The organism is Mesorhizobium sp. YL-MeA3-2017 (genome assembly GCF_030814575.1).
Taxonomy (GTDB): Bacteria; Pseudomonadota; Alphaproteobacteria; order Rhizobiales; family Rhizobiaceae; genus Mesorhizobium; species Mesorhizobium terrae.
Window position 1 is genome coordinate 2,195,196 of the sequence record NZ_JAUSVH010000001.1, and the last position, 22,305, is coordinate 2,217,500.

At 63.1% G+C, this 22,305-nt stretch carries 20 protein-coding genes, 1 tRNA gene and 2 rRNA genes (1 of these 23 cut by a window edge); 17 read left to right on the plus strand and 6 right to left on the minus strand.

The window, feature by feature from the left end; genetic code table 11:
• The first annotated feature begins 98 nt into the window (after window positions 1–98).
• Genes QFZ88_RS10255 through QFZ88_RS10270 form a run of 4 tightly spaced genes read left to right on the plus strand, consistent with a single transcriptional unit; the run spans window position 99 to window position 4,185 of the window.
• The gene (locus QFZ88_RS10255; RefSeq protein WP_024926381.1) at window positions 99–863 is read left to right on the plus strand and encodes an IclR family transcriptional regulator; all 765 of its coding nucleotides are present in this window, start codon (window positions 99–101) and stop codon (window positions 861–863) included.
• A 20-nt stretch (window positions 864–883) separates the two neighbouring features.
• Window positions 884–2,149 (plus strand): Tm-1-like ATP-binding domain-containing protein, encoded by a 1,266-nt coding sequence (locus QFZ88_RS10260; protein WP_024926382.1) that lies wholly within the window; start codon window positions 884–886, stop codon window positions 2,147–2,149.
• A gap of 5 nt (window positions 2,150–2,154) precedes the next feature.
• A complete protein-coding gene (locus tag QFZ88_RS10265; protein ID WP_171020936.1) occupies window positions 2,155–2,808 on the plus strand; it encodes an HAD family hydrolase in 654 nt (217 codons plus the stop codon).
• Between the two features lie 15 nt (window positions 2,809–2,823).
• On the plus strand, window positions 2,824–4,185 hold the full coding sequence (locus QFZ88_RS10270; protein ID WP_024926384.1) for an aminotransferase class III-fold pyridoxal phosphate-dependent enzyme: 1,362 nt from the start codon (window positions 2,824–2,826) through the stop codon (window positions 4,183–4,185).
• 69 nt (window positions 4,186–4,254) lie between these two features.
• On the opposite strand, the gene QFZ88_RS10275 is transcribed toward QFZ88_RS10270, so the two are convergent.
• Both QFZ88_RS10275 and QFZ88_RS10280 read right to left on the minus strand, forming a co-directional pair.
• Complete coding sequence (locus tag QFZ88_RS10275) at window positions 4,255–5,022, minus strand: hypothetical protein (protein WP_024926385.1); 768 nt, start codon at window positions 5,020–5,022, stop codon at window positions 4,255–4,257.
• A 143-nt stretch (window positions 5,023–5,165) separates the two neighbouring features.
• Window positions 5,166–6,035: a helix-turn-helix domain-containing protein gene (locus QFZ88_RS10280; protein WP_024926386.1), complete on the minus strand. Its 870-nt coding sequence runs from the start codon at window positions 6,033–6,035 to the stop codon at window positions 5,166–5,168.
• 91 nt (window positions 6,036–6,126) lie between these two features.
• Here QFZ88_RS10280 and QFZ88_RS10285 point away from each other — a divergent pair, with 91 nt between their 5' ends.
• The gene (locus QFZ88_RS10285) at window positions 6,127–7,671 is read left to right on the plus strand and encodes a 4-hydroxyphenylacetate 3-hydroxylase N-terminal domain-containing protein (RefSeq protein ID WP_024926387.1); all 1,545 of its coding nucleotides are present in this window, start codon (window positions 6,127–6,129) and stop codon (window positions 7,669–7,671) included.
• A 9-nt stretch (window positions 7,672–7,680) separates the two neighbouring features.
• Entirely contained in the window at window positions 7,681–8,190 is a 510-nt protein-coding gene (locus QFZ88_RS10290) for a flavin reductase (protein WP_024926388.1), read from the plus strand.
• 127 nt (window positions 8,191–8,317) lie between these two features.
• Here QFZ88_RS10290 and hpaR read toward each other — a convergent pair whose 3' ends face one another.
• Window positions 8,318–8,722, minus strand: coding sequence for a homoprotocatechuate degradation operon regulator HpaR (gene hpaR, locus QFZ88_RS10295; protein ID WP_244431274.1), 405 nt, complete (start codon window positions 8,720–8,722; stop codon window positions 8,318–8,320).
• 242 nt (window positions 8,723–8,964) lie between these two features.
• Between hpaR and QFZ88_RS10300 the strand changes: the two genes are divergently transcribed.
• The 11 genes from QFZ88_RS10300 (at window position 8,965) to QFZ88_RS10350 (ending at window position 20,621) form a co-directional block, all read left to right on the plus strand.
• Window positions 8,965–9,351, plus strand: a complete 387-nt coding sequence (locus QFZ88_RS10300) for a 5-carboxymethyl-2-hydroxymuconate Delta-isomerase (RefSeq protein WP_024926390.1) — start codon at window positions 8,965–8,967, stop codon at window positions 9,349–9,351.
• 13 nt (window positions 9,352–9,364) lie between these two features.
• Entirely contained in the window at window positions 9,365–10,882 is a 1,518-nt protein-coding gene (hpaE, locus tag QFZ88_RS10305; protein ID WP_024926391.1) for a 5-carboxymethyl-2-hydroxymuconate semialdehyde dehydrogenase, read from the plus strand.
• A 50-nt stretch (window positions 10,883–10,932) separates the two neighbouring features.
• Window positions 10,933–11,913 (plus strand): 3,4-dihydroxyphenylacetate 2,3-dioxygenase, encoded by a 981-nt coding sequence (gene hpaD, locus QFZ88_RS10310; RefSeq protein WP_024926392.1) that lies wholly within the window; start codon window positions 10,933–10,935, stop codon window positions 11,911–11,913.
• A 40-nt stretch (window positions 11,914–11,953) separates the two neighbouring features.
• Complete coding sequence (locus tag QFZ88_RS10315) at window positions 11,954–12,823, plus strand: fumarylacetoacetate hydrolase family protein (protein ID WP_036255315.1); 870 nt, start codon at window positions 11,954–11,956, stop codon at window positions 12,821–12,823.
• An 11-nt stretch (window positions 12,824–12,834) separates the two neighbouring features.
• Window positions 12,835–13,635 carry a 2-oxo-hept-4-ene-1,7-dioate hydratase gene (gene hpaH, locus QFZ88_RS10320; RefSeq protein WP_024926394.1) on the plus strand — a complete coding sequence of 267 codons (801 nt, stop codon included), beginning with the start codon at window positions 12,835–12,837 and terminating at the stop codon, window positions 13,633–13,635.
• Between the two features lie 298 nt (window positions 13,636–13,933).
• Window positions 13,934–15,034 (plus strand): hypothetical protein, encoded by a 1,101-nt coding sequence (locus QFZ88_RS10325; protein WP_024926395.1) that lies wholly within the window; start codon window positions 13,934–13,936, stop codon window positions 15,032–15,034.
• Window positions 15,035–15,044: 10 nt separating this feature from the next.
• Window positions 15,045–16,955, plus strand: coding sequence for an asparagine synthase (glutamine-hydrolyzing) (gene asnB, locus QFZ88_RS10330; RefSeq protein ID WP_024926396.1), 1,911 nt, complete (start codon window positions 15,045–15,047; stop codon window positions 16,953–16,955).
• Between the two features lie 29 nt (window positions 16,956–16,984).
• Window positions 16,985–17,239, plus strand: coding sequence for an acyl carrier protein (locus tag QFZ88_RS10335; RefSeq protein ID WP_024926397.1), 255 nt, complete (start codon window positions 16,985–16,987; stop codon window positions 17,237–17,239).
• Between the two features lie 14 nt (window positions 17,240–17,253).
• Window positions 17,254–18,810, plus strand: coding sequence for a class I adenylate-forming enzyme family protein (locus QFZ88_RS10340; RefSeq protein WP_024926398.1), 1,557 nt, complete (start codon window positions 17,254–17,256; stop codon window positions 18,808–18,810).
• Window positions 18,807–19,778 (plus strand): NAD(+) synthase, encoded by a 972-nt coding sequence (gene nadE / locus QFZ88_RS10345; protein WP_024926399.1) that lies wholly within the window; start codon window positions 18,807–18,809, stop codon window positions 19,776–19,778. The genes QFZ88_RS10340 and nadE overlap by 4 nt, the downstream gene beginning before the upstream one ends.
• 225 nt (window positions 19,779–20,003) lie before the next feature.
• On the plus strand, window positions 20,004–20,621 hold the full coding sequence (locus tag QFZ88_RS10350; RefSeq protein WP_024926400.1) for a glutathione S-transferase family protein: 618 nt from the start codon (window positions 20,004–20,006) through the stop codon (window positions 20,619–20,621).
• A 217-nt stretch (window positions 20,622–20,838) separates the two neighbouring features.
• Here QFZ88_RS10350 and QFZ88_RS10355 read toward each other — a convergent pair.
• The 3 genes from QFZ88_RS10355 to QFZ88_RS10365 all read right to left on the minus strand — a co-directional run.
• Window positions 20,839–20,915: transfer RNA gene (locus QFZ88_RS10355), tRNA-Met, on the minus strand.
• Between the two features lie 131 nt (window positions 20,916–21,046).
• A 5S ribosomal RNA gene (gene rrf / locus QFZ88_RS10360) occupies window positions 21,047–21,161 on the minus strand.
• Between the two features lie 176 nt (window positions 21,162–21,337).
• Window positions 21,338–22,305 (minus strand): 23S ribosomal RNA (locus QFZ88_RS10365); it runs 1,831 nt beyond the window's last position.

The window sequence follows — 22,305 nt, forward strand, 5'->3', positions numbered from 1 at the left end:
TTATTCAAAACGGCATTTCGATAATAGACTTGCAAAGTCGCGTGCTACCTGTCAAGTTAATTCGCGCGTTAAGTATCTGTTGGAGGAGCAGGCACGCAATGAGCACAGTGGCCAAGGCCGTGGCATTGCTCGATGTGTTGGGGAGAGGCGAGCCGGAGCGCGCCCTTGCCGACCTCGCCCGCGTGGCTGGGTTCGACAAGGCGACGACACGGCGCCTGCTTGTCGCCCTCATCGAGCAGGGATTGGTGGAGCAGGATGCCGAAAGCCGGCTCTACCGGCTCGGCGTCGGCATCGCTCGCCTGGCGCTGCTGCGCGAAACACAATTCCCGTTCCTGCGCACGGCGACGCCGATCGCCGAGGAACTGGCCGCCAGGACAGGCGAAACCGTTCACTTCTCGGAACATTCGAGCCGGGGCCTGGTTTCGATCTATGTGGTCGAATCGCCCAAGGCCAACCGCATCGCGGTGCCGCTTGGCGAAATCCTGCCACTGCACGCCACGGCTTCCGGCATTGCCTTCCTGGCTTTCTCACAAGCGAAGACCGTGGCCGCCGCTCTGTCGGGCGAGCTCGAGAGCTACACGCCGCACACGGTGACCGATGCGGCTTCGGTTCGCGACCTGATCACGGCAGCGCGGGCACGCGGCTATTCGATCGGCGCGCAGGGTTACGAGGACGGCGTCACCAGCGTCGCCGCCCCCATCCTCGGCGCGCGTGGCCTCGCCATCGGCGCCATCGCGATTGCCGCGCCGCGCACCCGCGTTCAGCCCGGCGATGTCGAAACCCTTGGTCTCGCCGTGATGCGGGCCGCGGCCGAAATCAGCGAACGCCTGACCGGGCGCCGGGCCAAAGCGGCCAACGAATAAGAACAACCAGAGCGGAACGAATGACCTCCAAGCGACCCCCGAAGATCCTTCTGTGCGGAACAGGCGACACGAAGGCGGACGAACTGCAATACATGGCCTCACGCATTCGCGCGGCCGGTGGCGATCCCGTCATGCTCGATGTCAGTGTGCTCGGCGACCCGCCCTACCGGCCCGAATACGACAAGCATGCCGTGGCCGCGGCCATCGGCACCACGATCGAGGCAATCGCGCAGTCGGGCGACGAAAACAGCGCCATGGAGCTGATGGCAAGAGGGGCTTCGACCCTAGCGCGCAACTTGAACGACAGCGGTGAAATCGACGGGTTCATCGCCATCGGCGGCACGATGGGCACGGACCTCGCCCTCGACATCGCGCTTGCCCTGCCGATCGGCGTTCCGAAATTCATCGTCTCGACCATCGCCTTCTCTCACCTCATCCCGCCAGAGCGGGTTGCTCCCGACCTGATGATGATCCTGTGGGCCGGTGGCCTCTACGGGCTGAACGACACCTGCAAGGCCGTGCTGTCACAGGCTTCGGGCGCGGTGGTCGGCGCCGCTCTCGCCAGCGAAAGACCACGCAAGGGCCTGCCGACGGTGGCAATCTCGTCGCTCGGCACAACCTGCCTCTCCTACATGAAGACATTGCGGCCCGAACTCGAGAAGCGCGGCTACGAAACCGTCATCTTCCACACCACCGGCATGGGCGGCCGTGCCATGGAATCGCTCGCCGCTGGCAAGCAGTTCGTCGCGGTCCTCGATTTCAGCCTGCAGGAAGTGGCCAACCATCTGAGCGACAGCGTCGTGTCGTCCGGGGTCGACCGGCTGGAGAACGCCGGCCGCGCGGCCATCCCGCAGATCGTTGCGCCCGGCGCCATCGACATGATCGATTTTCCGGCGTGGAAGCCGGTGCCAGACACGCTCGCCGAACGGCCCTATCACGCGCACAACCGGCTGCTGGCATCGGTAACGTCCGGCGGCGAGGCAAGACGGGCGATCGCCCGGGCTATCGGCGCAAAGCTCGCGACGGCGACAGCGCCGGTCGCCTTCATCCTGCCGGCCGGCGGCATCCAGCAATGGGACCGCGACGGCGAGCCGCTGCATGAACCCGAAGCGCTGGCAGCCTTCACCGACGAGATGCGCCATGCCGTATCCGCGCCGGTCGAGCTTCATGAAATCCAGGGCCATATCAACGATCCGGAATTTGCCAGCACGGCGCTCGCCATCTTCGACCGCTGGGTAGCCGAGGGCATCATCGCTCCCGGCCTGAGCCAGAGGCAGGCGTCGTGACCGCCATGCGCCCGCAGGCGCTGGTGCTCGATTTCGGTGGCGTCGTCACGAGGACACTGTTCGAGACACACGAACTCACGGAGCGGGCGCTCGGCCTCCGGTCCGGCACGCTCACCTGGCAGGGGCCGTTCGATCTCGCCTCCGATCCGCTCTGGCGCTCGATGCAGGCGGACGAGATCAGCGAACGCGACTATTGGAAGACCCGCACGCGCGAGGTTGGCCAACTCGTCGGCGAGGAATGGGACACGATGGAAACCTTCGTGCGCCGCGCGCGCGGCGCCGATCCCGAAGCGGTGGTGCGGCCCGAAGCCGATCGCGCCATCCGCAAGGCCCATGCCGCCGGCGTGAGGCTGGCCATTCTCTCCAACGAACTCGACCTGTTCTACGGCGCCGATTTCCGCGGCCGGCTGCCGCTGCTGTCGCTGTTCGAGACCATCGTCGACGCAACCTATACGAAGATCCTGAAACCGGATCTTCGCGCCTACCAATCAGTCGCCGAAGCGCTTGGCCTGCCCACCAGTGCCTGCGTTTTCGTCGACGACCAGAAACGCAACGTCGATGGCGCGGTCGTCGCCGGCATGCGCCCCGTTCATTTCGACGTGGCCAGCCCGGCCCGATCTTATGCCGAAGCGCTCGGCCATTTCGGCCTCACCCTTTAGAATCGGAGACTTCAGATGCGCGACACCAATTTCTTCGCCGAGAACAACGCCAAGCCGATCTGGCACCCGATGGCTCATCCCGCCGAGATGCGGGCATCGCCGCCCAAGGTGATCATGAAGGGCGAAGGCGTGCATGTGACCGACATCGAGGGCCGCACCGTGCTCGACGCCGTTGGTGGCCTGTGGAACGTCAACCTTGGCTACAATTGCGACCCGATCAAGCAGGCGATCGCTGCCCAGCTTGACGCCCTGCCCTACTATTCCGGCTTCCGTGGCACCTCGACCGGCCCGTCGATCGAACTGGCCTATGAATTGTCGCAATGGTTCGCGCCGGAAGGCATGGTGCGCACCTTCTTCACCTCGGGCGGATCGGATTCCGTCGAGACGGCGCTGCGGCTTGCCCGCCAGCACTGGAAGATCCGTGGCCAGGGCGATCGCACCAAGTTCCTGGCATTGAAGAAAGGGTATCACGGCACGCATTTTGGCGGCGCCTCGGTCAATGGCAATGCCAATTTCCGCCGCAACTACGAGCCGCTGCTGCCGGGCTGCTTCCACACGCCGGCACCCTGGGCCTATCGCAACCCGTATGACGAAACCGATCCGGTCAGGCTGGCGAAACTCTGCGCCCGCGCCATCGAGGACGAGATTGCCTTCCAGGGCGCCGACACCATCGCTGCCTTCATCATGGAACCGGTGCTGGGTGCGGGCGGCGTCATCGTGCCGCCGGAGACCTTCATGCCGCTGGTGCGTGAGATCTGCGACCGGCACGATATCCTGCTGATCGCCGACGAAGTGGTGACGGCTTTCGGACGCACCGGCGCCTGGTCGGGCTCGCGGCTGTGGAACGTGAAACCGGACTTCATGACCATCGCCAAGGCGATCACCTGCGGCTACTTCCCGCTCGGCGCCACGCTCATCGGCCAGAAAGTTGCCGACGTGTTCGAGGCCGACAAGACCAGCTTCGGCGCCATCGGCCATGGCTACACCTATTCGGGTCATCCTGTCGGCTGCGCGGCCGGGCTTGCCGCCCTTGCCGAAACCAAGCGCCTTGGCGTCAACGAGAACGCGGCGGCGCGCGGCGTCGAACTTAGCAAGGCGCTGGAAGCGCTGAAGACCAAGCACGCGCTGGTCGGCGATGTGCGCGGCACCGGCCTGATGGCTGCGCTGGAGCTGGTGTCCGATCGTGCTTCCAAGAAGCCGGTCGACAAGAAGACGATGGCCAAGGTCGCCGACGGCGCCTACGAAGCCGGCGTCATGCTGCGCGTGTCGGGCAACATGATCATCCTGTCGCCGCCGCTCGTCATCACCGCCGCCGATGTCGCCAAGATCGCCGAAGGCCTGGATGCCGGCCTGACCGCCGCGAGTGCTGCCGGATAGGCATGGAAAAAGGGGCGCTGCCACCTGTCGGCACCGCCTCGACTTCCTGTTCCCGGGACATCCGCGCCGTCACGAACTGTCGCGCCGCTCCAGTGCGCGGAAGGCGAAATATTGCAGATCGGCGAGAACTTCGTGGACCTGGTGCGCGGGGCCGCGGCAACTGCCGGGCGGGCAACCGGGGCGCAGCGGCCAGACGCGACGGACCTTTCCCGCCGCGCCGGATTCCAGATTTTGCGCACCCGCAGCGGCGGCGCGGCGGCGCCAGCGAGCGAAGCGCCGAGCCTCCCGCGGCAGATCGTCCAGCGCGCGTCCGACCGCCTGGAGACGGAGCGCGAGACGCGTCGCGTCGATGCGGTCATCGGGCGAAAGCCGACAGCGACCCGGGATGAAACGCGGCTCGCTGTAGCCGGGTGCCAGGATACGCGGCACGCCGCCAACCTGCCGGTGGCGGCCACCGGGCCATTTGGGCAGCGGATCGAGCAGCGGAAGGGCGACCGTGCGGGGCGCCGCACGCCGCAAGACAAGGTTTGGCAGGATAGCCGACGGCTTGACGCCGTAAGGCAGGACGATGCCGGTACCTTTGCCGGTCCGGACGAAGACCGTGTCGGGTAGAGGCTTCACCTTGCGCGGACGCGGCGACACGACCAAATCTCGCGCAACCACAATGACCAGCCGGCGCGCGGCCGCCTCGACCGGACGCAGCAAAGCGAGAATGGCGCGGTGGGAACGGCGCGGCAGGGTCGTTTCGCCATCGGCCAGTCCCACCATCGCAACAAGCATCGCGAGGATGCGCTTCAACGCCTCCCGGTTTCGCTCGATTGCAACATCCCAGTCCATCGCCGCTCCTTCAAGGGCAGCAAATTATCGCGCCGGTGGCGCAGCCGTGGACAAACGGCGCGAAGAAAAATTTCGGGCACGTGTTTATCGAGACGCCGGACAGCCGTCCTGAGGCCGGCGCTCCAGCACCTTGAGTTAGCGCATCACCCGCCGCCCATGCGCCCTTTGCGCCACGCCGCCGGCGACACACCGGTGGCATGGCGGAAGAAACGCGAGAAGTAGGCCGGATCGTTGAACCCGGCCTCGAAAGCGATGTCCTCGACCGAGCGGACCGTAAAAGCGAGCAGCCTCTTGGCTTCCACCAGGCGCCGCTCGCTGATTGCCTGGCGCACGCCCGTGCCCACGACCTGCCGGGCAGCCTTGTCGAGGAGATGCCGCGTGGTGCCGAGCGCCTCCACATAGCGCTCCACGGGCCAGTCTTCCCGGAAGCTGCGATCGATCAGCCGGCGCAATTTCGCAGCGAGCGCCGCCACGGCTGGCAGCTCGATCGGCTGCGGTTCGGTGCCGAGCCGCGCGATGCCGGACAACGCCACCGCGACCAGCGGCGGCAGAATTTTGTCCATGCCGGGCAAGGCTTCGACATATTCGGTCTGAACGGCCTGGATTGCGTCTCGCAGTCTCCGCCAGCGCACCTCTTCGCCGCGACCGCAGATCAGCACCGGCGTATCCAAAGGCAGCAGCGTGTGTTCGGCGAGCATGGCCAGGGCGTCGTCAGCCATCGATATGACGACGGCATCCGTGCCAGGCTCGATCTCGAAGCCATGAACGACGCCACTCGGCACGAAACTCACGGTTGGAGCGGAAAAGCTCCATATCTCGTCTTCGATCCGGTAGGTGCCGCGCCCGCTCGTCCAGTAGGTGATCTGGCCCAGCTGCGGATGCTTGTGCGGCTGCACCCGGCCGTGATGCACCCCTTCGCGCGCCCGGACGGTTTCGACATGGAAGAAGCCGACGTCGAGAGCATGCGTCGGTTCGCCATAGACAAAAAATTCCGGAATGAATGCGTGGCTCATTTCGCCCGAAAAAGTCCAAGCGGTTTTCGGCTTTTATCCATAAACCATCGTCGCGCGCACGGCTACTCTCGTCACATTCAGGGAGGACTACATGCGAGCGGAAGATTACCGGGCCGACAAGACACGGCCTTTCACGGGTGCCGAATATCTGGAAAGCCTGCGCGACGGCCGCGAGGTCTATATCAATGGCGAGCGTATCGCCGACGTGACCACGCATCCGGCGATGCGCAACTCTGCCCGCTCGCTCGCCCGGCTCTACGATGCCCTGCACGATCCCGCCCAGCAGCGCACACTCACATCGCCGACCGACACCGGCTCGGGCGGCTACACCCACAAATATTTCCGCGTCGCCCACTCGCCGGCCGATCTCGTCGAACAGCAGGACGCGATCGCCCATTGGGCCCGCATGACCTATGGCTGGATGGGCCGCACCGCCGACTACAAGGCGGCGCTCATGAACACGCTCGGCGCCAATGCGGAATGGTACGGTCCGTTCAAGGACAATGCGCGCAGCTGGCACAAACGCGCGCAGGAAGCCGTGCTGTTCATGAACCACGCCATCGTCAATCCGCCGATCGACCGCCACAAGCCGGCCGAGCAGGTGAAGGACGTGTTCGTCCACATCACCAAGGAAACCGATGCCGGTATCTGGGTTTCGGGCGCCAAGGTGGTGGCGACCTCGTCGGCGCTGACCCACTATAATTTCCTGGCGCAGAGTTCCGCCACGGTCACGGAGGACCCGTCGCTGTCGGTGATGTTCATCGTGCCGATGAATGCGCCGGGCGTAAAAATGTTCTGCCGCGTTTCCTATGAGCAGACCGGAAACACGGTCGGTCACCCCTTCGATTATCCGCTGTCGTCCCGCTTCGACGAGAACGACGCCATCTTGGTCCTCGACAACGTCTTCATTCCCTGGGAGGACGTTCTGGTTCTGCGCGACGCGCAGAAGATACTCTCCTTCCACCCGGCCTCCGGCTTCATGCATGGCTACTGTTTCCAGGGCTGCACGCGCTTTGCCGTGAAACTCGATTTTCTCGCCGGCCTGCTCGCCAAGGCGCTGCGTGCCACCGGCGGCGACGCCTTCCGCGGCAACCAGGCCGCACTTGGCGAAGTCATCGCGCTGCGGCACATGTTCTGGAGTTTCTCCAACGCGATGGCCTACAACCCGATCCCCTGGGCGGGCGGCGCCGTGCTGCCGAACATGGAGGCGGCGCTCGCCTACCGCACCTTCATGTCGGAGGCCTATCCGCGCGTCATCGAGACGGTGCGCAAGGTCGTCGCATCCGGGCTGATCTATCTGCCTTCATCCGCCAAGGATTTCGACAACCCCGAGATCGACCGCTATCTGGCGCAATATGTGCGTGGTTCCAACGACATGGGCCATATCGAGCGCATCAAGATCATGAAGCTGTTGTGGGACGCGACGGGCACCGAGTTCGGTGGCCGCCACGCGCTCTACGAGCTGAACTACGCCGGCGCGCAGGAAGAGGTGCGGCTGCAGGTGTTGAAAGGGGCCGAACGCGGCGGCCGGCTGAGGGCGATGGAAGAACTGGTCGACACCTGCATGGCCGACTATGACGAGAAAGGCTGGACCGGAAACACCTGGCTGCCGCCATTCTCCGACGGCGAAAGATGAGGCCCGGCCATGCAGCCCCAGGTCTCCAGGCTCGAGTTTCGCGACGCGATGGCGCGTGTGTGCGCACCCGTCAACATCATCACCACGGACGGGCCGGCGGGACGCGGCGGCTTTACCGCGACCGCCATGTGCAGCGTTTCCGACGATCCGCCCACCTTGCTCGTCTGCATGAACGAGCGGTCGGCGCAGACGGGAATGTTCCTCGACAACCGACGCTTCTGCGTCAATGTGCTGACGCAGGCGCATACACATCTCGCCGGCAAATTCGCCGGCGCCATCCGCGACATGGGCGAGCGTTACCAGGCGGCAAGCTGGCAAACCATGCCTTCCGGAATGCCGGCATTGCTCGATGCCATTGTATCCTTCGATTGCGAGATCGACGGCGTGAACAAGGTCGGCACGCACAATGTCATGTTCGGCCGCGTGATCGACATCCGTCACGGCAGCGGCGAGGCGGCTCTGCTCTATGTCGACCGCAACTACACCCAGCCAGCAGCGCTTGGCAGTTTTGGTGGGTGAGAAGCGGTCGGCCGCCGGCCGACGACAAGCCAATTGCTTGGCTTGTCGAGCGACGAACGCCCGAAGCGACAGCGCAGGGCCGGACGGCGTGCGCGCCTCACCGGCCTTCCCAGCCGACGGGGAAAGCTCAGTTTTCGCTGCTCTCCGACTGGATCAGGCTTTCCAGCATATCGAGCAGCTTCTCGTGCTCCTCGCCGCCGAAACGTTTCTCGATGGCGTCGTAGATGGCGACGCGTTCAGGCGCCAAATCCTCGATCAGCGCCACACCGCTGCCGGTGATCGCCAGGAGCGCGCGCCTGCCGTCGTCCTTGACCTTGTTGCGTGTCATCAGCCGGCGTTCTTCCAGCGCCTTGATGATGCGCGTGAGGCTGGGCGGCAGGATCGAGGCGCGGTTGGCGAGTTCGGTCGCCTCAAGCGGCCCCGCCTCCGCCAACACCCGCAGCACGCGCCATTGCTGCTCGGTAATATCGTGCCGGGCAAGCATGGGCCGGAAATGCGCCATGATGACTTCGCGGGCGCGCAACAGCGCCATGGGCAAGGAGCGTCGTGTGGAAGGCGGCAGCAAAAGCAAATCTCCGCTCGAATCCCGGTTTGTCTCACAGCCGGCGCAGGCAGTCCGCAAGCCGGCTATCGCGCTATATCCGCGATTTTGCCGCAACCGGCAATCCCGCACCATACAGACAGCGACGCCATTCAACAGCGCTTGACTTTCATTCGTCAAGATGTAATTCACATGTTAATTACAAAGAGCCGGCTGTCCGGTGGAGGAACGCCTTGCCTCACATGGCCATCGAATACTCAGCAAACCTCGACGCGGCCGTCGACATGGACGGCCTTTGCGCGCTCGTGGCCGACACGATGCTGGAAACAGGATTGTTCGAGATCGGCGCCATTCGCGTTCGCGCTTTCCGGGCGCAATCCTATGCGATCGCCGACCGACTGCCGCAAAACGGCTTCATCGACATGAACCTGCGCATCGGCAAGGGCCGCAGCGCGGAGGAAAAGAAAAGCGCCGGCGAGGCGATCTTTGCCGCCGTCTCGGCACGGCTGGCCGAGCTTTTTGCGACCCCGCATTTCGCTTTGTCGCTGGAAATCCGCGAGATCGACGCTGAGCTGAGCTGGAAAAAGAACGCCATCCACCCGCGGCTGCGCGGCAAGTGACGAGGACAAGGGCATGAGCGCACTGGACGACAATCTGCGCAAGGCAAGCGGCTATCTTGAGCGCTTCACGCGCGACGGCGTGCTGAACCATATCGCCGGCGAGGCAGTGCCGGCCGCCGACGGTGCGACTTTCGAGACGATTTCTCCTGTCGACCTGAAACCGCTCGCCAAGGTGGCGCAGGGCAAGGCGGCCGACATCGACCGCGCCGCCAAGGCAGCCAAGGCCGCTTTCCGCGAATGGGCCGCGCTATCCGGCGATGCGCGCAAGAAACTCCTGCACAAGATCGCCGACGCCATCGTGGCGCGCGCCGAGGAAATCGCCTTCGTCGAGTGCATGGACACCGGCCAGTCGCTGAAATTCATGGCCAAGGCGGCACTGCGCGGCGCCGAGAACTTCCGCTTCTATGCCGACCGCGCCCCGCAGGCGCGCGACGGCAACACCATACAAGGCCCCGGCCAGGTCAACATGACCACGCGCGTGCCGATCGGCCCGGTGGGTATCATCACCCCCTGGAATACGCCCTTCATGCTGTCGACATGGAAGATCGCGCCGGCGCTCGCCGCCGGCTGCACGATCGTCCACAAGCCGGCCGAATTCTCGCCGCTGAGCGCGCGGTTGCTGGTCGAGATCGCCGAGGAAGCAGGGCTGCCCAAGGGCGTCTGGAACCTCGTCAATGGCCTCGGCGAGGAAGCCGGCAAGGCGCTGACCGAGCATCCCGACATCAAGGCGATCGGCTTCGTCGGCGAAAGCCGCACCGGCTCCATGATCATGAAGCAGGGCGCCGATACGCTGAAACGCGTGCATTTCGAACTGGGCGGCAAGAACCCTGTCGTCGTCTTCGCCGATGCCGATCTCGAACGCGCCGCCGACGCCGCCGTCTTCATGATCTATTCGCTGAATGGCGAGCGCTGCACGTCGTCCTCGCGCCTGCTGGTCGAGGCCTCGATCCACGACAAGTTCACGGCCCTCGTTGCCGAGAAGGCGAAACGCATCAAGATTGGCCACCCGCTCGATCCCGAGACCGTGGTCGGCCCGCTGATCCATCCGGTGCACGAAAAGAAGGTGCTGTCCTATATCGAGATCGCCAAGTCGGAGGGCGTCACCGTCGCCGCCGGCGGCACCAAGTTCGATGGCCCGGGTGGCGGTTGTTATGTTGCCCCCACCCTCTTCACCGGCGCCAACAACACCATGCGCATTGCACGCGAGGAGGTTTTCGGACCGGTGCTGACCGCCATCCCGTTCAAGGACGAGGCGGAGGCGCTGGAGATCGCCAACGACACGCAGTACGGTCTCACCGGCTATCTGTGGACGTCGGATGTGACGCGCGCCTTCCGCTTCACCGAAGCGCTGGAAGCCGGCATGATTTGGGTGAATTCGGAAAATGTGCGTCACTTGCCGACGCCGTTCGGCGGTGTGAAGAATTCCGGCATCGGCCGCGACGGCGGCGACTGGTCGTTCGATTTCTACATGGAAACCAAGAACATCGCTTTCGCGACCAAGCCGCACGCCATCCAGAAGCTTGGCGGCTGACGCCGTGCAGCGCGGTGAAAACCGCGCCGCGACATATGAGGAGGAACCTGATGTCTTTGCCGCAACCCAATCTCTATCCCGCCTTCAACATCGTGCGGCTGAGCCATGTCGAACTCGCAGTCACGGATCTGGCGAAATCGCGCGCGTTCTATGTCGATACGCTCGGCCTGCAGGTGACCGACGAAAGCAAGGACGCAATCTACCTGCGCGCGCTGGAAGAGCGCGGCCATCACTGCATCGTTTTGAGGAGGGCCGACAAGGCGGAGGCCCGCGACCTCGGCTTCAAGCTTTATAGCGAGGAAGACCTCGACAAGGCGGAACACTTCTTCAAGGGCAAGGGCCTGCCGGTGGAATGGGTCGAGCGCCCATACCAGTCACGCACTTTCCGCACACGCGATCCGCACGGCATTCCGCTCGAATTCTATTCCAAGATGGACCGCCTGCCGCCGATCCACCAGAAATACGCGCTCTACAAGGGTGTGAAGCCGCTGCGCATCGACCACTTCAACTGCTATTCGCCGAATGTCGATGAATCGGTGGCCTTCTACAACGAGCTCGGCTTCCGCGTGACCGAATACACGGAAGATGCCGAGACCGGCAAATTGTGGGCGGCCTGGACGCATCGCAAGGGCGGCGTGCACGACATCGCCTTCACCAACGGTCGCGGCCCGCGCCTGCACCACGTCGCCTTCTGGGTGCCGACGCCGCTCAACATCATCGACCTGCTCGACCTGATGGCCACCACCGGCTGGCTGGCCAATATCGAGCGCGGCCCGGGCCGGCATGGCATTTCCAATGCCTTTTTCCTCTACGTCCGCGACCCCGACAACCACCGTATCGAGATCTATTGCTCGGACTACCAGACGGTCGACCCGGATCTCGAGCCGATCAAATGGGATTTGAAGGACCCGCAGCGACAGACGCTGTGGGGCGCGCCGGCACCACGTTCCTGGTTCGAGGAAGGCAGCGTTTTCGCCGGCGTCGAGCCGCGCGAGCCCGATCTCGCCGCTTCGCCCATCATCGCTCCGTGACCGGCCTGCGGCCGATACTGATATCCACGAGGAACCGGGCATGAGCGCATTGGCACGCATCGCCACCTTCACCGCCGGCGGCAAGACACGCTACGGCGCCATCACCGATACCGGCGCCATCGATCTTTCCGGTCGCCATGGCGGCCAATGGCCGACCCTGCGGGAGGTCATCGAGGCCGGCGCCCTGCGGCGGCTGGCGGAAGAAGCAGCGGGATTGCCGGTCGATTTCGGCCTGTCCGACATCGCCTATGAAATCCCGGTACCAATGCCGGAGAAAATCATCTGCGTCGGCGTCAATTTTCCCGACCGCAACGAGGAGTACAAGGACGGCCAGGCCGCACCTTCGAACCCTTCGCTGTTCATCCGCTTTCCGCGTTCCTTCGTCGGCCACGGCGCCAATCTGGTGCGGCCACCGGAATCGCCGCAGCTCGACTATGAGGGCGAAATCGTCATCGTCATCGGCAAGGGCGGCCGCCGCATTTCTGAAGCCGCCGCGCTCGACCATATCGCGGCACTTTCGCTGTGCAACGAAGGCACCATTCGCGACTGGGTGAGACACGCCAAGTTCAACGTCACCCAGGGCAAGAACTTCGACCGCACCGGCTCGATCGGCCCCTGGCTCGTGCCCTTCACCGGCGAGGCGCAGATCGCCGACATCAAGCTGCAGACCCGCGTCAATGGCGAGGTCCGCCAGAGCGATCGCACCAGCCGCATGATCTTCTCCTTTCGCAAGATCATCGCCTATATTTCGACCTTCACGACGCTGGTGCCCGGCGATGTCATCGTCACCGGCACGCCGACCGGCGCCGGCGCCCGTTTCGATCCGCCGATCTGGCTGAAGCCGGGCGACGTGATCGAAGTCGAGGCCGACGGCATCGGCATCCTGCGCAACGGAGTTGTTGACGAGTGAGCGCGACGACCATGACCCCCGCCGAAATCGAGGATGCCGCGCAGCGCCTGTTCGCGGCCGAGCGCAACCGGCGCCAGATCCGCCTGCTCAGCCTCGATTTCCCGAAGGCGACGATGGACGACGCCTATAAGGTGCAGGCGGCGCTGGTGAAGAAGAAGCGCGATGCCGGCGCCATTGCGAAGGGCTGGAAGATCGGCCTGACCTCCAAGGCCATGCAATCGGCGCTCAACATCGACATCCCGGATTCCGGCATTCTCTTCGACGACATGTTCTTCGCCGACGGCGGCACGGTACCGGCCAATCGCTTCATCCAGCCGCGCATCGAGGCCGAGATCGCCTTCGTCATGAAGGCGCCGCTGCGCGGCCCGAACGCCACCATCTTCGATGTGTTGAACGCCACCGACTACATCACGCCGGCGCTCGAAATCCTCGATACGCGCATCGAGCGCGTCAACAAGGAGACCGGCAAGGTCCGTACCTTCTTCGATACCATTTCCGACAATGCCGCCAATGCCGGCATCGTGCTGGGTGGAAGGCCGATCCGCCCGCAGGAGGCCGACATGCGCTGGATCGGCGCCATCGTCTCGCGCAATGCCGAGGTGGAGGAAACCGGCCTGGGCGCCGGCGTGCTGAACCATCCGGCCATGGGCATCGTCTGGCTGGCCAACCGCCTTCATGCCTATGGAATGGAGATCGCCGCCGGCGAGGTCGTTCTCTCCGGTTCCTTCGTCCGCCCGGTGGAGGCACGCCATGGCGACACCATCGTCGCCGATTTCGGTGCTTACGGCACGATCAGCGTCTTCTTCGAATAGAACCCGCCAAAGGCCCGATCTGCAAGGCCGGCCCGTGCAAACAGATGCCGGTCGGCCGAACGACCCCTGTTCACGGCAATTCCGGTTCGATGTCATAGGGGCTAACCGGCCCTGTCCGGCGAAACGCTTCCGGCGTTAAGCATCCATTCGCCAAGCTTTGCATCAGCATGCCTTGGACAGCCGGAACCCCCATATCACCAATAATTTGGTTAGATGTGCCTGCTATCACCCGCTCGTGCCCAAACGGCGTTCGAGAGTGGAAGCGTAGACGTGTTCAAGATTGGCCGAGGCAAGCATCATGCCTGAGATCAGGCCGGTCACGGCCCAGGATCTGCCGGCTGTTGCCTCGCTGTTCCAGCGCCTGTTGCGCCGGAACGGCGTGGAGCCAAACGCGCTCGCCGATTATCTCAGGACACTCTTCCTGGAAGGCCCCAACTACGATCCGGAACTGGCTTCGAAGGTGCATGTGCGCGACGATGGCACCGTCAGCGGGTTCCTGGGTGTCTTTCCGCTTGCCATGGAACATGCGGGCAAACCGCTGCGTGCCGCCGTCTGCGGAACGTTCATGGTCGACGCGCATGGTGACGACCCCTTCGCCGGCGCCCGGCTGTTGAGAGACGTGCTTTCCGGCCCTCAGGATCTTTCCTTCACCGAGACCTCCAACGATCTTTCCACCGCGCTCTGGCAGACGGTGGACGGAAACATCCTGCCGGCCTACAGCCTTGAATGGCTGCGCATCCTGCGGCCGGCATCCTTCGTTTCGGAACTCGCCGGCGAGCAATTGCCGGTGGCTCGGCTCGTTTCCCCGCTGATGCGCCCTTTCGATGCGCTGGCGCGCCGTGGCAAGGCCAGTTGGGCCGGCTATGTGCCGCTGGCCAGCCGCGCCGACTCTTTTAGCGATGCCGATGCGAGCGAAGATGAGGCGGCGGAACTCATTCCAGGTTTCCTGCGCCAGTTCGCGCTGCGTCCAAACTGGAACGCCGACCGCCTGCGCTACATGCTGGCGCAGGCACGCGACAAGGCGCTGCATGGCGAGCGGGTTCTGCGTGTCGTCCGTTCCCGCACAGGCGCGCCCGTCGGCCTGTTCCTCTACTACGGCGACAAGGGTCGTATCGGCAGGGTCGTGCAGATCATGTCGCTTCCCGGCCGCGAGGCGATCGTCATCGACCGCATGCTGCGCCACGCCGATTCCCGCGACATGGCTGCGCTGCGTGGCCGTGCCCAGCCTCAGCTCCTGACGGCCATGATGGGGCGCAAGATCGCTTTCGTTCACGCGGCCTCCACCATCGTCCACTCGCGGCATCCGGAACTGGTCGACGCGTTCAATGGCGGACGCGCCTTCATCAACGGGCTTGCCGGCGAAGGCTGGACACGCCTGATCGGCGATCGTTTCGCATGACGGCGGTTCCATGTGCGGTATAGCGGGCTATTTCGGTGATGGCGTGGCGCCGGCGGACGCGGTGCCGCTTCTGTCCGGCATGGCCGACGCCCTGGCGCATCGGGGCCCGGACGACAGCGGCATTTATACCGACCGCGACATCGGATTGACGCATCGCCGCCTGTCGATCGTCGGCCTGGCGGACGGCCATCAGCCGATGCTGGACGGGTCCGACAATCTGGTCATTTCCTACAATGGCGAGATCTTCAACTATGTCGAATTGCGCGCCCGGCTGATCGCCGGCGGGCGGCGCTTCCGCACCCAATCGGATACCGAGGTGATCCTGCACCTCTACGACGAAATGGGGCTCGACTGCCTGCACGAGCTCAACGGCGATTTCGCCTTCGCGCTCTGGGATACGAAACTCCGGCGCATGGTGCTGGCGCGCGACCGCATGGGTGTTCGCCCGCTCTTCCATGCCAAGCGCGGCGACACCTTGTTCTTCGCTTCCGAGATCAAGGCGCTTCTCACCGTACCCGGCATCGCGGCAGAGCTCGATCCGTACGCGCTGGATCAGATCTTCACCCTGTGGACGCCATTGGCACCACGAACGATCTTCCGCGGCATTTCCGAATTGCCGCCCGGCCATCTGATGCTGATCGAGCGCGGCCGAACGGAAATACGCCCCTGGTGGCGGCAGAGTTTCCCTGACGCGGGCGATGTCCAGCACAAGCCGGATGCCGTCGAAGAACTGCGGGCACTGCTCGACGACGCCACGCGCATTCGCCTTCGAGCCGACGTGCCTGTCGGCTCCTATTTGTCGGGCGGACTGGATTCCTCCCTGATTTCGGCGCTGGCCGCACGCGCCGTGCCCGGCAATCTCAGGACATTCTCGCTCGGCTTCGATACCCAGGAGCACGACGAAAGCCGCTGGCAGGCGATGATGGCGGCGACGCTCGGCGTTGAACACCATGCGGTTCGTTGCACCGCCAACGATATTGGACGCCTGTTCCCGGACGTGGTCAGGCATGTCGAGCGGCCGATCCTGCGCACGGCGCCGGCGCCATTGGGAAAATTGTCGGCACTGGTGCATGACCACGGTCTGAAGACCGTGCTGACTGGCGAGGGCGCCGATGAACTGTTTGCCGGCTATGATATTTTCCGCGAGGCAAAGCTGCGCCGTTTCTGCGGCAGGCAACCGCAGTCGCGTCTGCGTCCGTTGCTGTTCCAGCGCCTCTATCCCTATTTGCCAGGCTTGAAGCGGCAATCGCCGGAATATCTGGCGAAGTTCTTCGGCGCCGGCGACGACAAGATCGATGATCCGCTCTATTCGCACCGACCGCGCTTTCGCTCCACCGGATCGGCCAAGCTCTTCTTTTCCACCAGCCTCAAGGAACAGCTCGGCACCTATGATGCAACGGCGGAACTGGCGGCAATGCTGCCGGCGGACTTCCCGCGCTGGCATCCGTTGCACCAGGCGCAATATCTCGAGACCAGCTTCCTGCTGCCGGGATATATCCTTTCCGCGCAGGGCGATCGTATGATGATGGCGAACGGCGTTGAAGGCCGTTTTCCTTTCCTCGACCCGCGCCTCATCGACTTTGCTGCCGCCCTGCCCCCGGACATGAAGCTGCATGGCCTCAGGGAGAAGCATATTCTCAAACAGGCCGCGAAAGGCCTGGTGCCGGAGCCGATCATCGAGAGACCGAAGCAACCTTATCGCGCGCCCGACAGCCAGGCCTTCGCCGCAGCGCCGCCGGACTATCTGGAGGACCTTCTGTCGGAAAAGACGGTTGGAAAAGGCGGCCTGTTCAATGCCCCGGCCGTGGAAAAACTGAAGAGCAAGATGCTTCGCCAGGGAGCGAGCAGTTTTCGCGACGACACGGCCTTTATCGGGATTGTCTCGACCCAACTCTGGTTGGATACATTTCTCACACGCTAAGACGAGCAGATAACAGCGGAACCAAGAACATGGCGGACGACATCAAGGCAACGATACGGGCCTTCATCTTCGAGAACTTCCTGTTCGGCGACGAAAGCCAGCCGCTTCCGGACGAAATGTCCCTGATCGACAACGATCTTGTCGATTCGACCGGCATTCTCGAACTGGTCGGCTTCATCGAGAAGCGGTTCGAAATGAAGGTCGAAGACCGGGAAATCGTACCGGCCAACCTCGATTCCGTCGCCCGCATCGTCGGCTATGTCGGCCGAAAGCAGGCAAGCTAGGCGGCGGGATTGCAATGCGCCTCGAAGAGCATCTTCACGCAAGATCGGCTGATCGAGGCCAGCATACGGCGCTTGTTTGCAACGACAGCAGGCTGAGCTACGCCGAACTCTGGCAGTCGGCGCGTCGCCTGGCGTCGTCGCTCCACGCCGCGCACGTCTGCAAGGGCGACCGCGTCATCGTGTTCATGGACAACAGCCAGGAGGCCGTGATCGCGGCTTTCGCGATATGGACGGCAGGCGCCGTACTCGTGCCTGTCCATCCGACGGCAAAGGCCGCCCGCATTGCCTTCGTCGCCAATCATTGCCGGGCCTCCGTCATTCTGGCACAGGGGCGACTGGCTCCCGTCGTGGCGGAATCTACGCCACTCATCGTCAACTCCGCGCACATCGTGCTGACGACGCCGCACGCGGCTCTGCCAGACGCGACCCCGCTGTCTGACTGCCTGCTTGCCGAACCGTTGCCTGACGGGAGCGAGCATCGAGCGGACAAGGATCTAGCAGCAATCCTCTACACCTCGGGCTCCACTGGCGAGCCCAAGGGTGTGATGATGACGCATGTCAATCTCGACGCCGCAACTGGCTCGATCGTTTCCTATCTGGAAAACACGCAAGACGACGTCATCCTCAGCGTATTGCCGCTGTCGTTCGGTTATGGCCTGACGCAATTGATGACGGCTGTTGTCTGCGGCGGAACGCTTGTCCTCGAAAAATCCTTCGCGTTCCCTTACGCGGTTTTTGAACGCCTGCAGGCAGAACGCGCAACCGGTTTCCCGCTGGTGCCGTCGATGGTCGCGATGATGCTGCAGATGCGCGAGCTTGATCCTGTATTGTTTTCGAGCCTGCGTTATGTGACCAGCGCGGCGGCTCCGCTGCCGGTCGATCATATTCACCGGCTAAGGACAATTCTGCCCGACGCGCGCTTTTATTCGATGTACGGCCAGACGGAATGCATTCGCGCTTCTTTCCTGCCACCTAGTCAGTTGGAACAACGGCCAGGTTCCGTGGGGATCGCCATCCCCGGAGCAAAGGCCTATGTGGTCGATGACACCGGCAGGCGAACCGCACCCGGCGCTGTCGGTGAGTTGGTGATCAGCGGACCGAACGTCATGCAAGGTTATTGGGAGGCGCCGCAGGCGACAGCCGCAGCTTTGCGCCCCGACCCGGAGACCGGAGGCCTGAGGCTTCACACCGGCGACCTCTTCACCGCCGATGCGCAAGGGTTCCTGACCTTTGTGTCCCGACGCGACGACATCATCAAATCGCGCGGCGAAAAAGTATCGCCCAAGGAAGTCGAAGCGGTCCTTCATACCTTGCCGGGTATCGTCGAAGCGCTTGTTGTCGGGGTTCCGGACCCCGTTCTAGGCCAGGCGATCAAGGCACTGGTCGTGCCGGCCGAACCCGGTTCGATCAGCGAACGCGACGTGTTGCGCCACTGCGCTAGCCTTCTCGAGGACTACATGGTTCCCAAATCCGTCGAATTCGTCGTCGAACTGCCAAAGACCGAAACCGGAAAGCTTAGCCGGCGTCTCGCCGCGACGATGCCGACCGCCAGCGAGGGCCTACCTGAGTGACCAAGCACTTCTCCGCAGCCGTTCTCGACTTCGATCCGGCAGCCGAAACGGAACGTATCGCCAAGGCAATGCGTGAAAGCCTACGCAAGGGTATGCGCCGACGCGGTCTTGTCATCGGCCTGTCGGGCGGCATCGATTCCAGCGTCTGCGCCGGCCTTGCCGCGAGGGCGCTTGGAGCTTCGAACGTCTTTGCCGTGCTGATGCCGGAAAGCGATTCTGACCCGGAGAGCCTGCGGCTTGGCTCCCAGGTGGCCGATACATTCGGCATCGATCGCACCGTCGAGGACATGGCGCCGATGCTGAGCGCCATGGGCTGTTATGCGCGTCGCGATGCCTTCATCCGCGAAGTGGAGCCGAATTACGGCCCGGGCTGGGCCTCCAAAGTCGTGTTCGACAATGGACTGACCACCGGCGGCTACAATCTGTCGTCTCTGGTCGTGCGGGCGCCCGACGGCACCGAACGCAAGCTGCGCCTGCCGGTGGAGGTCTATCTCGGCATCGTCGCGGCGACCAATATGAAGCAGCGCACGCGCAAGCAGCTCGAATATTACCACGCCGACCGGCTGAACTATGCGGTGCTCGGCACCCCGAACCTCTTGGAATACGACCAGGGCTTCTTCGTCAAGAATGGCGACGGCGCCGCCGACATCAAGCCGATCGCGCATCTTTACAAGACACAGGTCTACCGGCTCGCCGAATATCTCGGCGTTCCGGCCGAGATACGCGCCCGGCCGCCGACCACCGACACCTATTCCCTGCCGCAGACGCAGGAGGAGTTCTATTTCGTCCTGCCTTACGACAAGATGGATCTTTGCCTCTATGGTCTCGACCATCAGGTGCCCGCGGCCGAAGTCGCCCAGGCTATAGGCTTGGATGCCGATCAGGTCGAACTCGTCTGGAAGGATATAGCAGCCAAGCGCAAGGCCGCGCGCTATCTGCACATGCCGCCCCAACTCGTCATCGCGTAAGGCGCGACCGCTTTTTTGCCAGCAAGAAACAGAAACGCGGGCGGCCAGCTTCCAGCGCAAGTTTCGCTCGCCCGGGCTCTAGAAATGTAGCCGCTTACTCTGCGTCGAAGCACTATCATTGCGCCAATGCGATGGAAGCGAGCGCCATGAAATTTTGCCGGCAGAAACCGGCAGATGGCCGTCCGCGCCCGCACCAGTCTGTTCAAACACGAAATTGGGCCAACGATGGATCTTCTTTATCAGACCCACTCCCCTTACGCGCGCAAGGTCCTGGTCTTTGCCCATGAAGCCGGTCTTGCCGGGCGGCTGCGTGTCATCCACCATGAAACCAGTCCGACCAATCGCAACGATGCGGTCTTTGCCGTCAACCCGTTGGGCAAGGTTCCGGTTCTCGTACTGGAGGACAGCGAGGCAATCTTCGATTCGGTCGTGATCTGCGACTATCTGAACACGCTCGCCGGGCAGCGCCAGCTGATACCCGCCGACGGACCGAGGCGCTGGGTCGCCTTGCGTATGCAGGCGATCGCCCAGGGACTATGCGAAGCGGGTATCGCGCTGCGCTGGGAAACGACACGGCGGCCGGAACATTTGCGCTACCCGCCCTTAGCCGAAGGCATGACAACGAAGCTGGTCGAATCCTACGATTATCTCGAGCGGGATGGCGTGCTCGATGAGCCGCTCCATATCGGACATATCGCAATCGCCACCGCTCTCGACTGGCTGGCATTCCGCAAACTGCCGGATTTCGAGACAGGAAGGCCTCGGCTTTCGAAATGGTACCGCGCATTCCTGCAGCGACCTTCAATGCAGGCTACTGTCTACGACGGAGAAACACACGATTGATTTATGGGTGAGGAGCGGTCGGCGGAGCCGCTCGCTCGACCATTGCCTGTCGATTGAAGCCGACGAACGATTTGAAGCTGGGACCATCAGCCTGCTGTCAGTCTGCGTAGGATGTGACGGGGCCGGCTTGGGGCCTCGCGGCGGCCGTTTGCCTGCTGCCGGCAGCGTTGGCACGCCCTGAACGCAAAAAACCCGGCTGATCGCCGGGTTTTTGATTTGGTTGCGGGAGTAGGATTTGAACCTACGACCTTCAGGTTATGAGCCTGACGAGCTACCGGGCTGCTCCATCCCGCGTCAACCGAGTTTATGTAAGCATTTGCCTACATAAAATCCACCGATCCGCCAAATGAAAGGGCCGCTTTCGCGGCCCGTGATCCCGTTGGCGGGCCGTATCGTAAGGAGAAGATTTAACGTGCGTTTGGCAGACCTGGCAGCGACCTACTCTCCCGCGTCTTGAGACGAAGTACCATCAGCGCTGGAGCGTTTCACGGCCGAGTTCGGAATGGGATCGGGTGCAGCCGCTCCGCCATAACCACCAGGTCGGCAAAACGCACGTTATTCGAGAAGCTGTTTTGTGCCTGGCGACTGCAGTTTCTTCCGGGCAAGGCCCGCAAGCGCGACTGCGCGTCGCCGGTTTTCCGGCGCCCCCGCGGAGCATAGGCCCTGTAAGGGCCGCTCATGCGTGAGCGCTGGTTTGATGAACATTAGGAATGAGAACGATCAAGCCGATCGAACTATTAGTACCGGTAAGCTTCAAGCGTTGCCGCTCTTCCACACCCGGCCTATCAACGTGGTCGTCTTCCACGGTTCTCAGGGAATACTCGTTTCAAGGTGGGTTTCCCGCTTAGATGCCTTCAGCGGTTATCCCGTCCGGATATAGCTACCCTGCTATGCGGCTGGCGCCACAACAGGTCCACCAGAGATCCGTCCATCCCGGTCCTCTCGTACTAGGGACAGATCCTTTCAATATTCCTACACCCACGGCAGATAGGGACCGAACTGTCTCACGACGTTCTGAACCCAACTCACGTACCGCTTTAAATGGCGAACAGCCATACCCTTGGGACCTGCTCCAGCCCCAGGATGCGATGAGTCGACATCGAGGTGCCAAACAACCCCGTCGATATGGACTCTTGGGGGTCATCAGCCTGTTATCCCCGGCGTACCTTTTATCCGTTGAGCGATGGCCCTTCCACGCGGGACCACCGGATCACTATGACCGACTTTCGTCTCTGCTCGACTTGTCAGTCTCGCAGTCAGGCAGGCTTATGCCATTGCACTCAGCGAACGATTTCCGACCGTTCTGAGCCCACCATCGCGCGCCTCCGTTACTCTTTAGGAGGCGACCGCCCCAGTCAAACTACCCACCATACATTGTCCCGGACCCGGATAACGGGCCGCGGTTAGACATCCATAGTAATAAGGGTGGTATTTCAAGGGTGGCTCCACCAAGGCTGGCGCCCTGGCTTCAAAGCCTACCACCTATCCTACACATGCCACTACGAATGCCAATGTAAAGCTATAGTAAAGGTGCACGGGGTCTTTCCGTCTAACCGCAGGAACCCCGCATCTTCACGGGGAATTCAATTTCACTGAGTCTATGCTGGAGACAGCGGGGAAGTCGTTACGCCATTCGTGCAGGTCGGAACTTACCCGACAAGGAATTTCGCTACCTTAGGACCGT

What these genes read in the sequence shown, in the direction of transcription:
- QFZ88_RS10255 (WP_024926381.1), top strand. Translation starts at nt 99, where the DNA reads ATGAGCACAGTGGCCAAGGCCGTGGCATTGCTCGATGTGTTGGGGAGA.
- QFZ88_RS10260 (WP_024926382.1), top strand. Translation starts at nt 884, where the DNA reads ATGACCTCCAAGCGACCCCCGAAGATCCTTCTGTGCGGAACAGGCGAC.
- QFZ88_RS10265 (WP_171020936.1), top strand. Translation starts at nt 2,155, where the DNA reads ATGCGCCCGCAGGCGCTGGTGCTCGATTTCGGTGGCGTCGTCACGAGG.
- QFZ88_RS10270 (WP_024926384.1), top strand. Translation starts at nt 2,824, where the DNA reads ATGCGCGACACCAATTTCTTCGCCGAGAACAACGCCAAGCCGATCTGG.
- QFZ88_RS10275 (WP_024926385.1), bottom strand. Translation starts at nt 5,022, where the DNA reads ATGGACTGGGATGTTGCAATCGAGCGAAACCGGGAGGCGTTGAAGCGC.
- QFZ88_RS10280 (WP_024926386.1), bottom strand. Translation starts at nt 6,035, where the DNA reads ATGAGCCACGCATTCATTCCGGAATTTTTTGTCTATGGCGAACCGACG.
- QFZ88_RS10285 (WP_024926387.1), top strand. Translation starts at nt 6,127, where the DNA reads ATGCGAGCGGAAGATTACCGGGCCGACAAGACACGGCCTTTCACGGGT.
- QFZ88_RS10290 (WP_024926388.1), top strand. Translation starts at nt 7,681, where the DNA reads ATGCAGCCCCAGGTCTCCAGGCTCGAGTTTCGCGACGCGATGGCGCGT.
- hpaR (WP_244431274.1), bottom strand. Translation starts at nt 8,722, where the DNA reads ATGGCGCTGTTGCGCGCCCGCGAAGTCATCATGGCGCATTTCCGGCCC.
- hpaE (WP_024926391.1), top strand. Translation starts at nt 9,365, where the DNA reads ATGAGCGCACTGGACGACAATCTGCGCAAGGCAAGCGGCTATCTTGAG.
- hpaD (WP_024926392.1), top strand. Translation starts at nt 10,933, where the DNA reads ATGTCTTTGCCGCAACCCAATCTCTATCCCGCCTTCAACATCGTGCGG.
- QFZ88_RS10315 (WP_036255315.1), top strand. Translation starts at nt 11,954, where the DNA reads ATGAGCGCATTGGCACGCATCGCCACCTTCACCGCCGGCGGCAAGACA.
- hpaH (WP_024926394.1), top strand. Translation starts at nt 12,835, where the DNA reads ATGACCCCCGCCGAAATCGAGGATGCCGCGCAGCGCCTGTTCGCGGCC.
- QFZ88_RS10325 (WP_024926395.1), top strand. Translation starts at nt 13,934, where the DNA reads ATGCCTGAGATCAGGCCGGTCACGGCCCAGGATCTGCCGGCTGTTGCC.
- asnB (WP_024926396.1), top strand. Translation starts at nt 15,045, where the DNA reads ATGTGCGGTATAGCGGGCTATTTCGGTGATGGCGTGGCGCCGGCGGAC.
- QFZ88_RS10335 (WP_024926397.1), top strand. Translation starts at nt 16,985, where the DNA reads ATGGCGGACGACATCAAGGCAACGATACGGGCCTTCATCTTCGAGAAC.
- QFZ88_RS10340 (WP_024926398.1), top strand. Translation starts at nt 17,254, where the DNA reads ATGCGCCTCGAAGAGCATCTTCACGCAAGATCGGCTGATCGAGGCCAG.
- QFZ88_RS10350 (WP_024926400.1), top strand. Translation starts at nt 20,004, where the DNA reads ATGGATCTTCTTTATCAGACCCACTCCCCTTACGCGCGCAAGGTCCTG.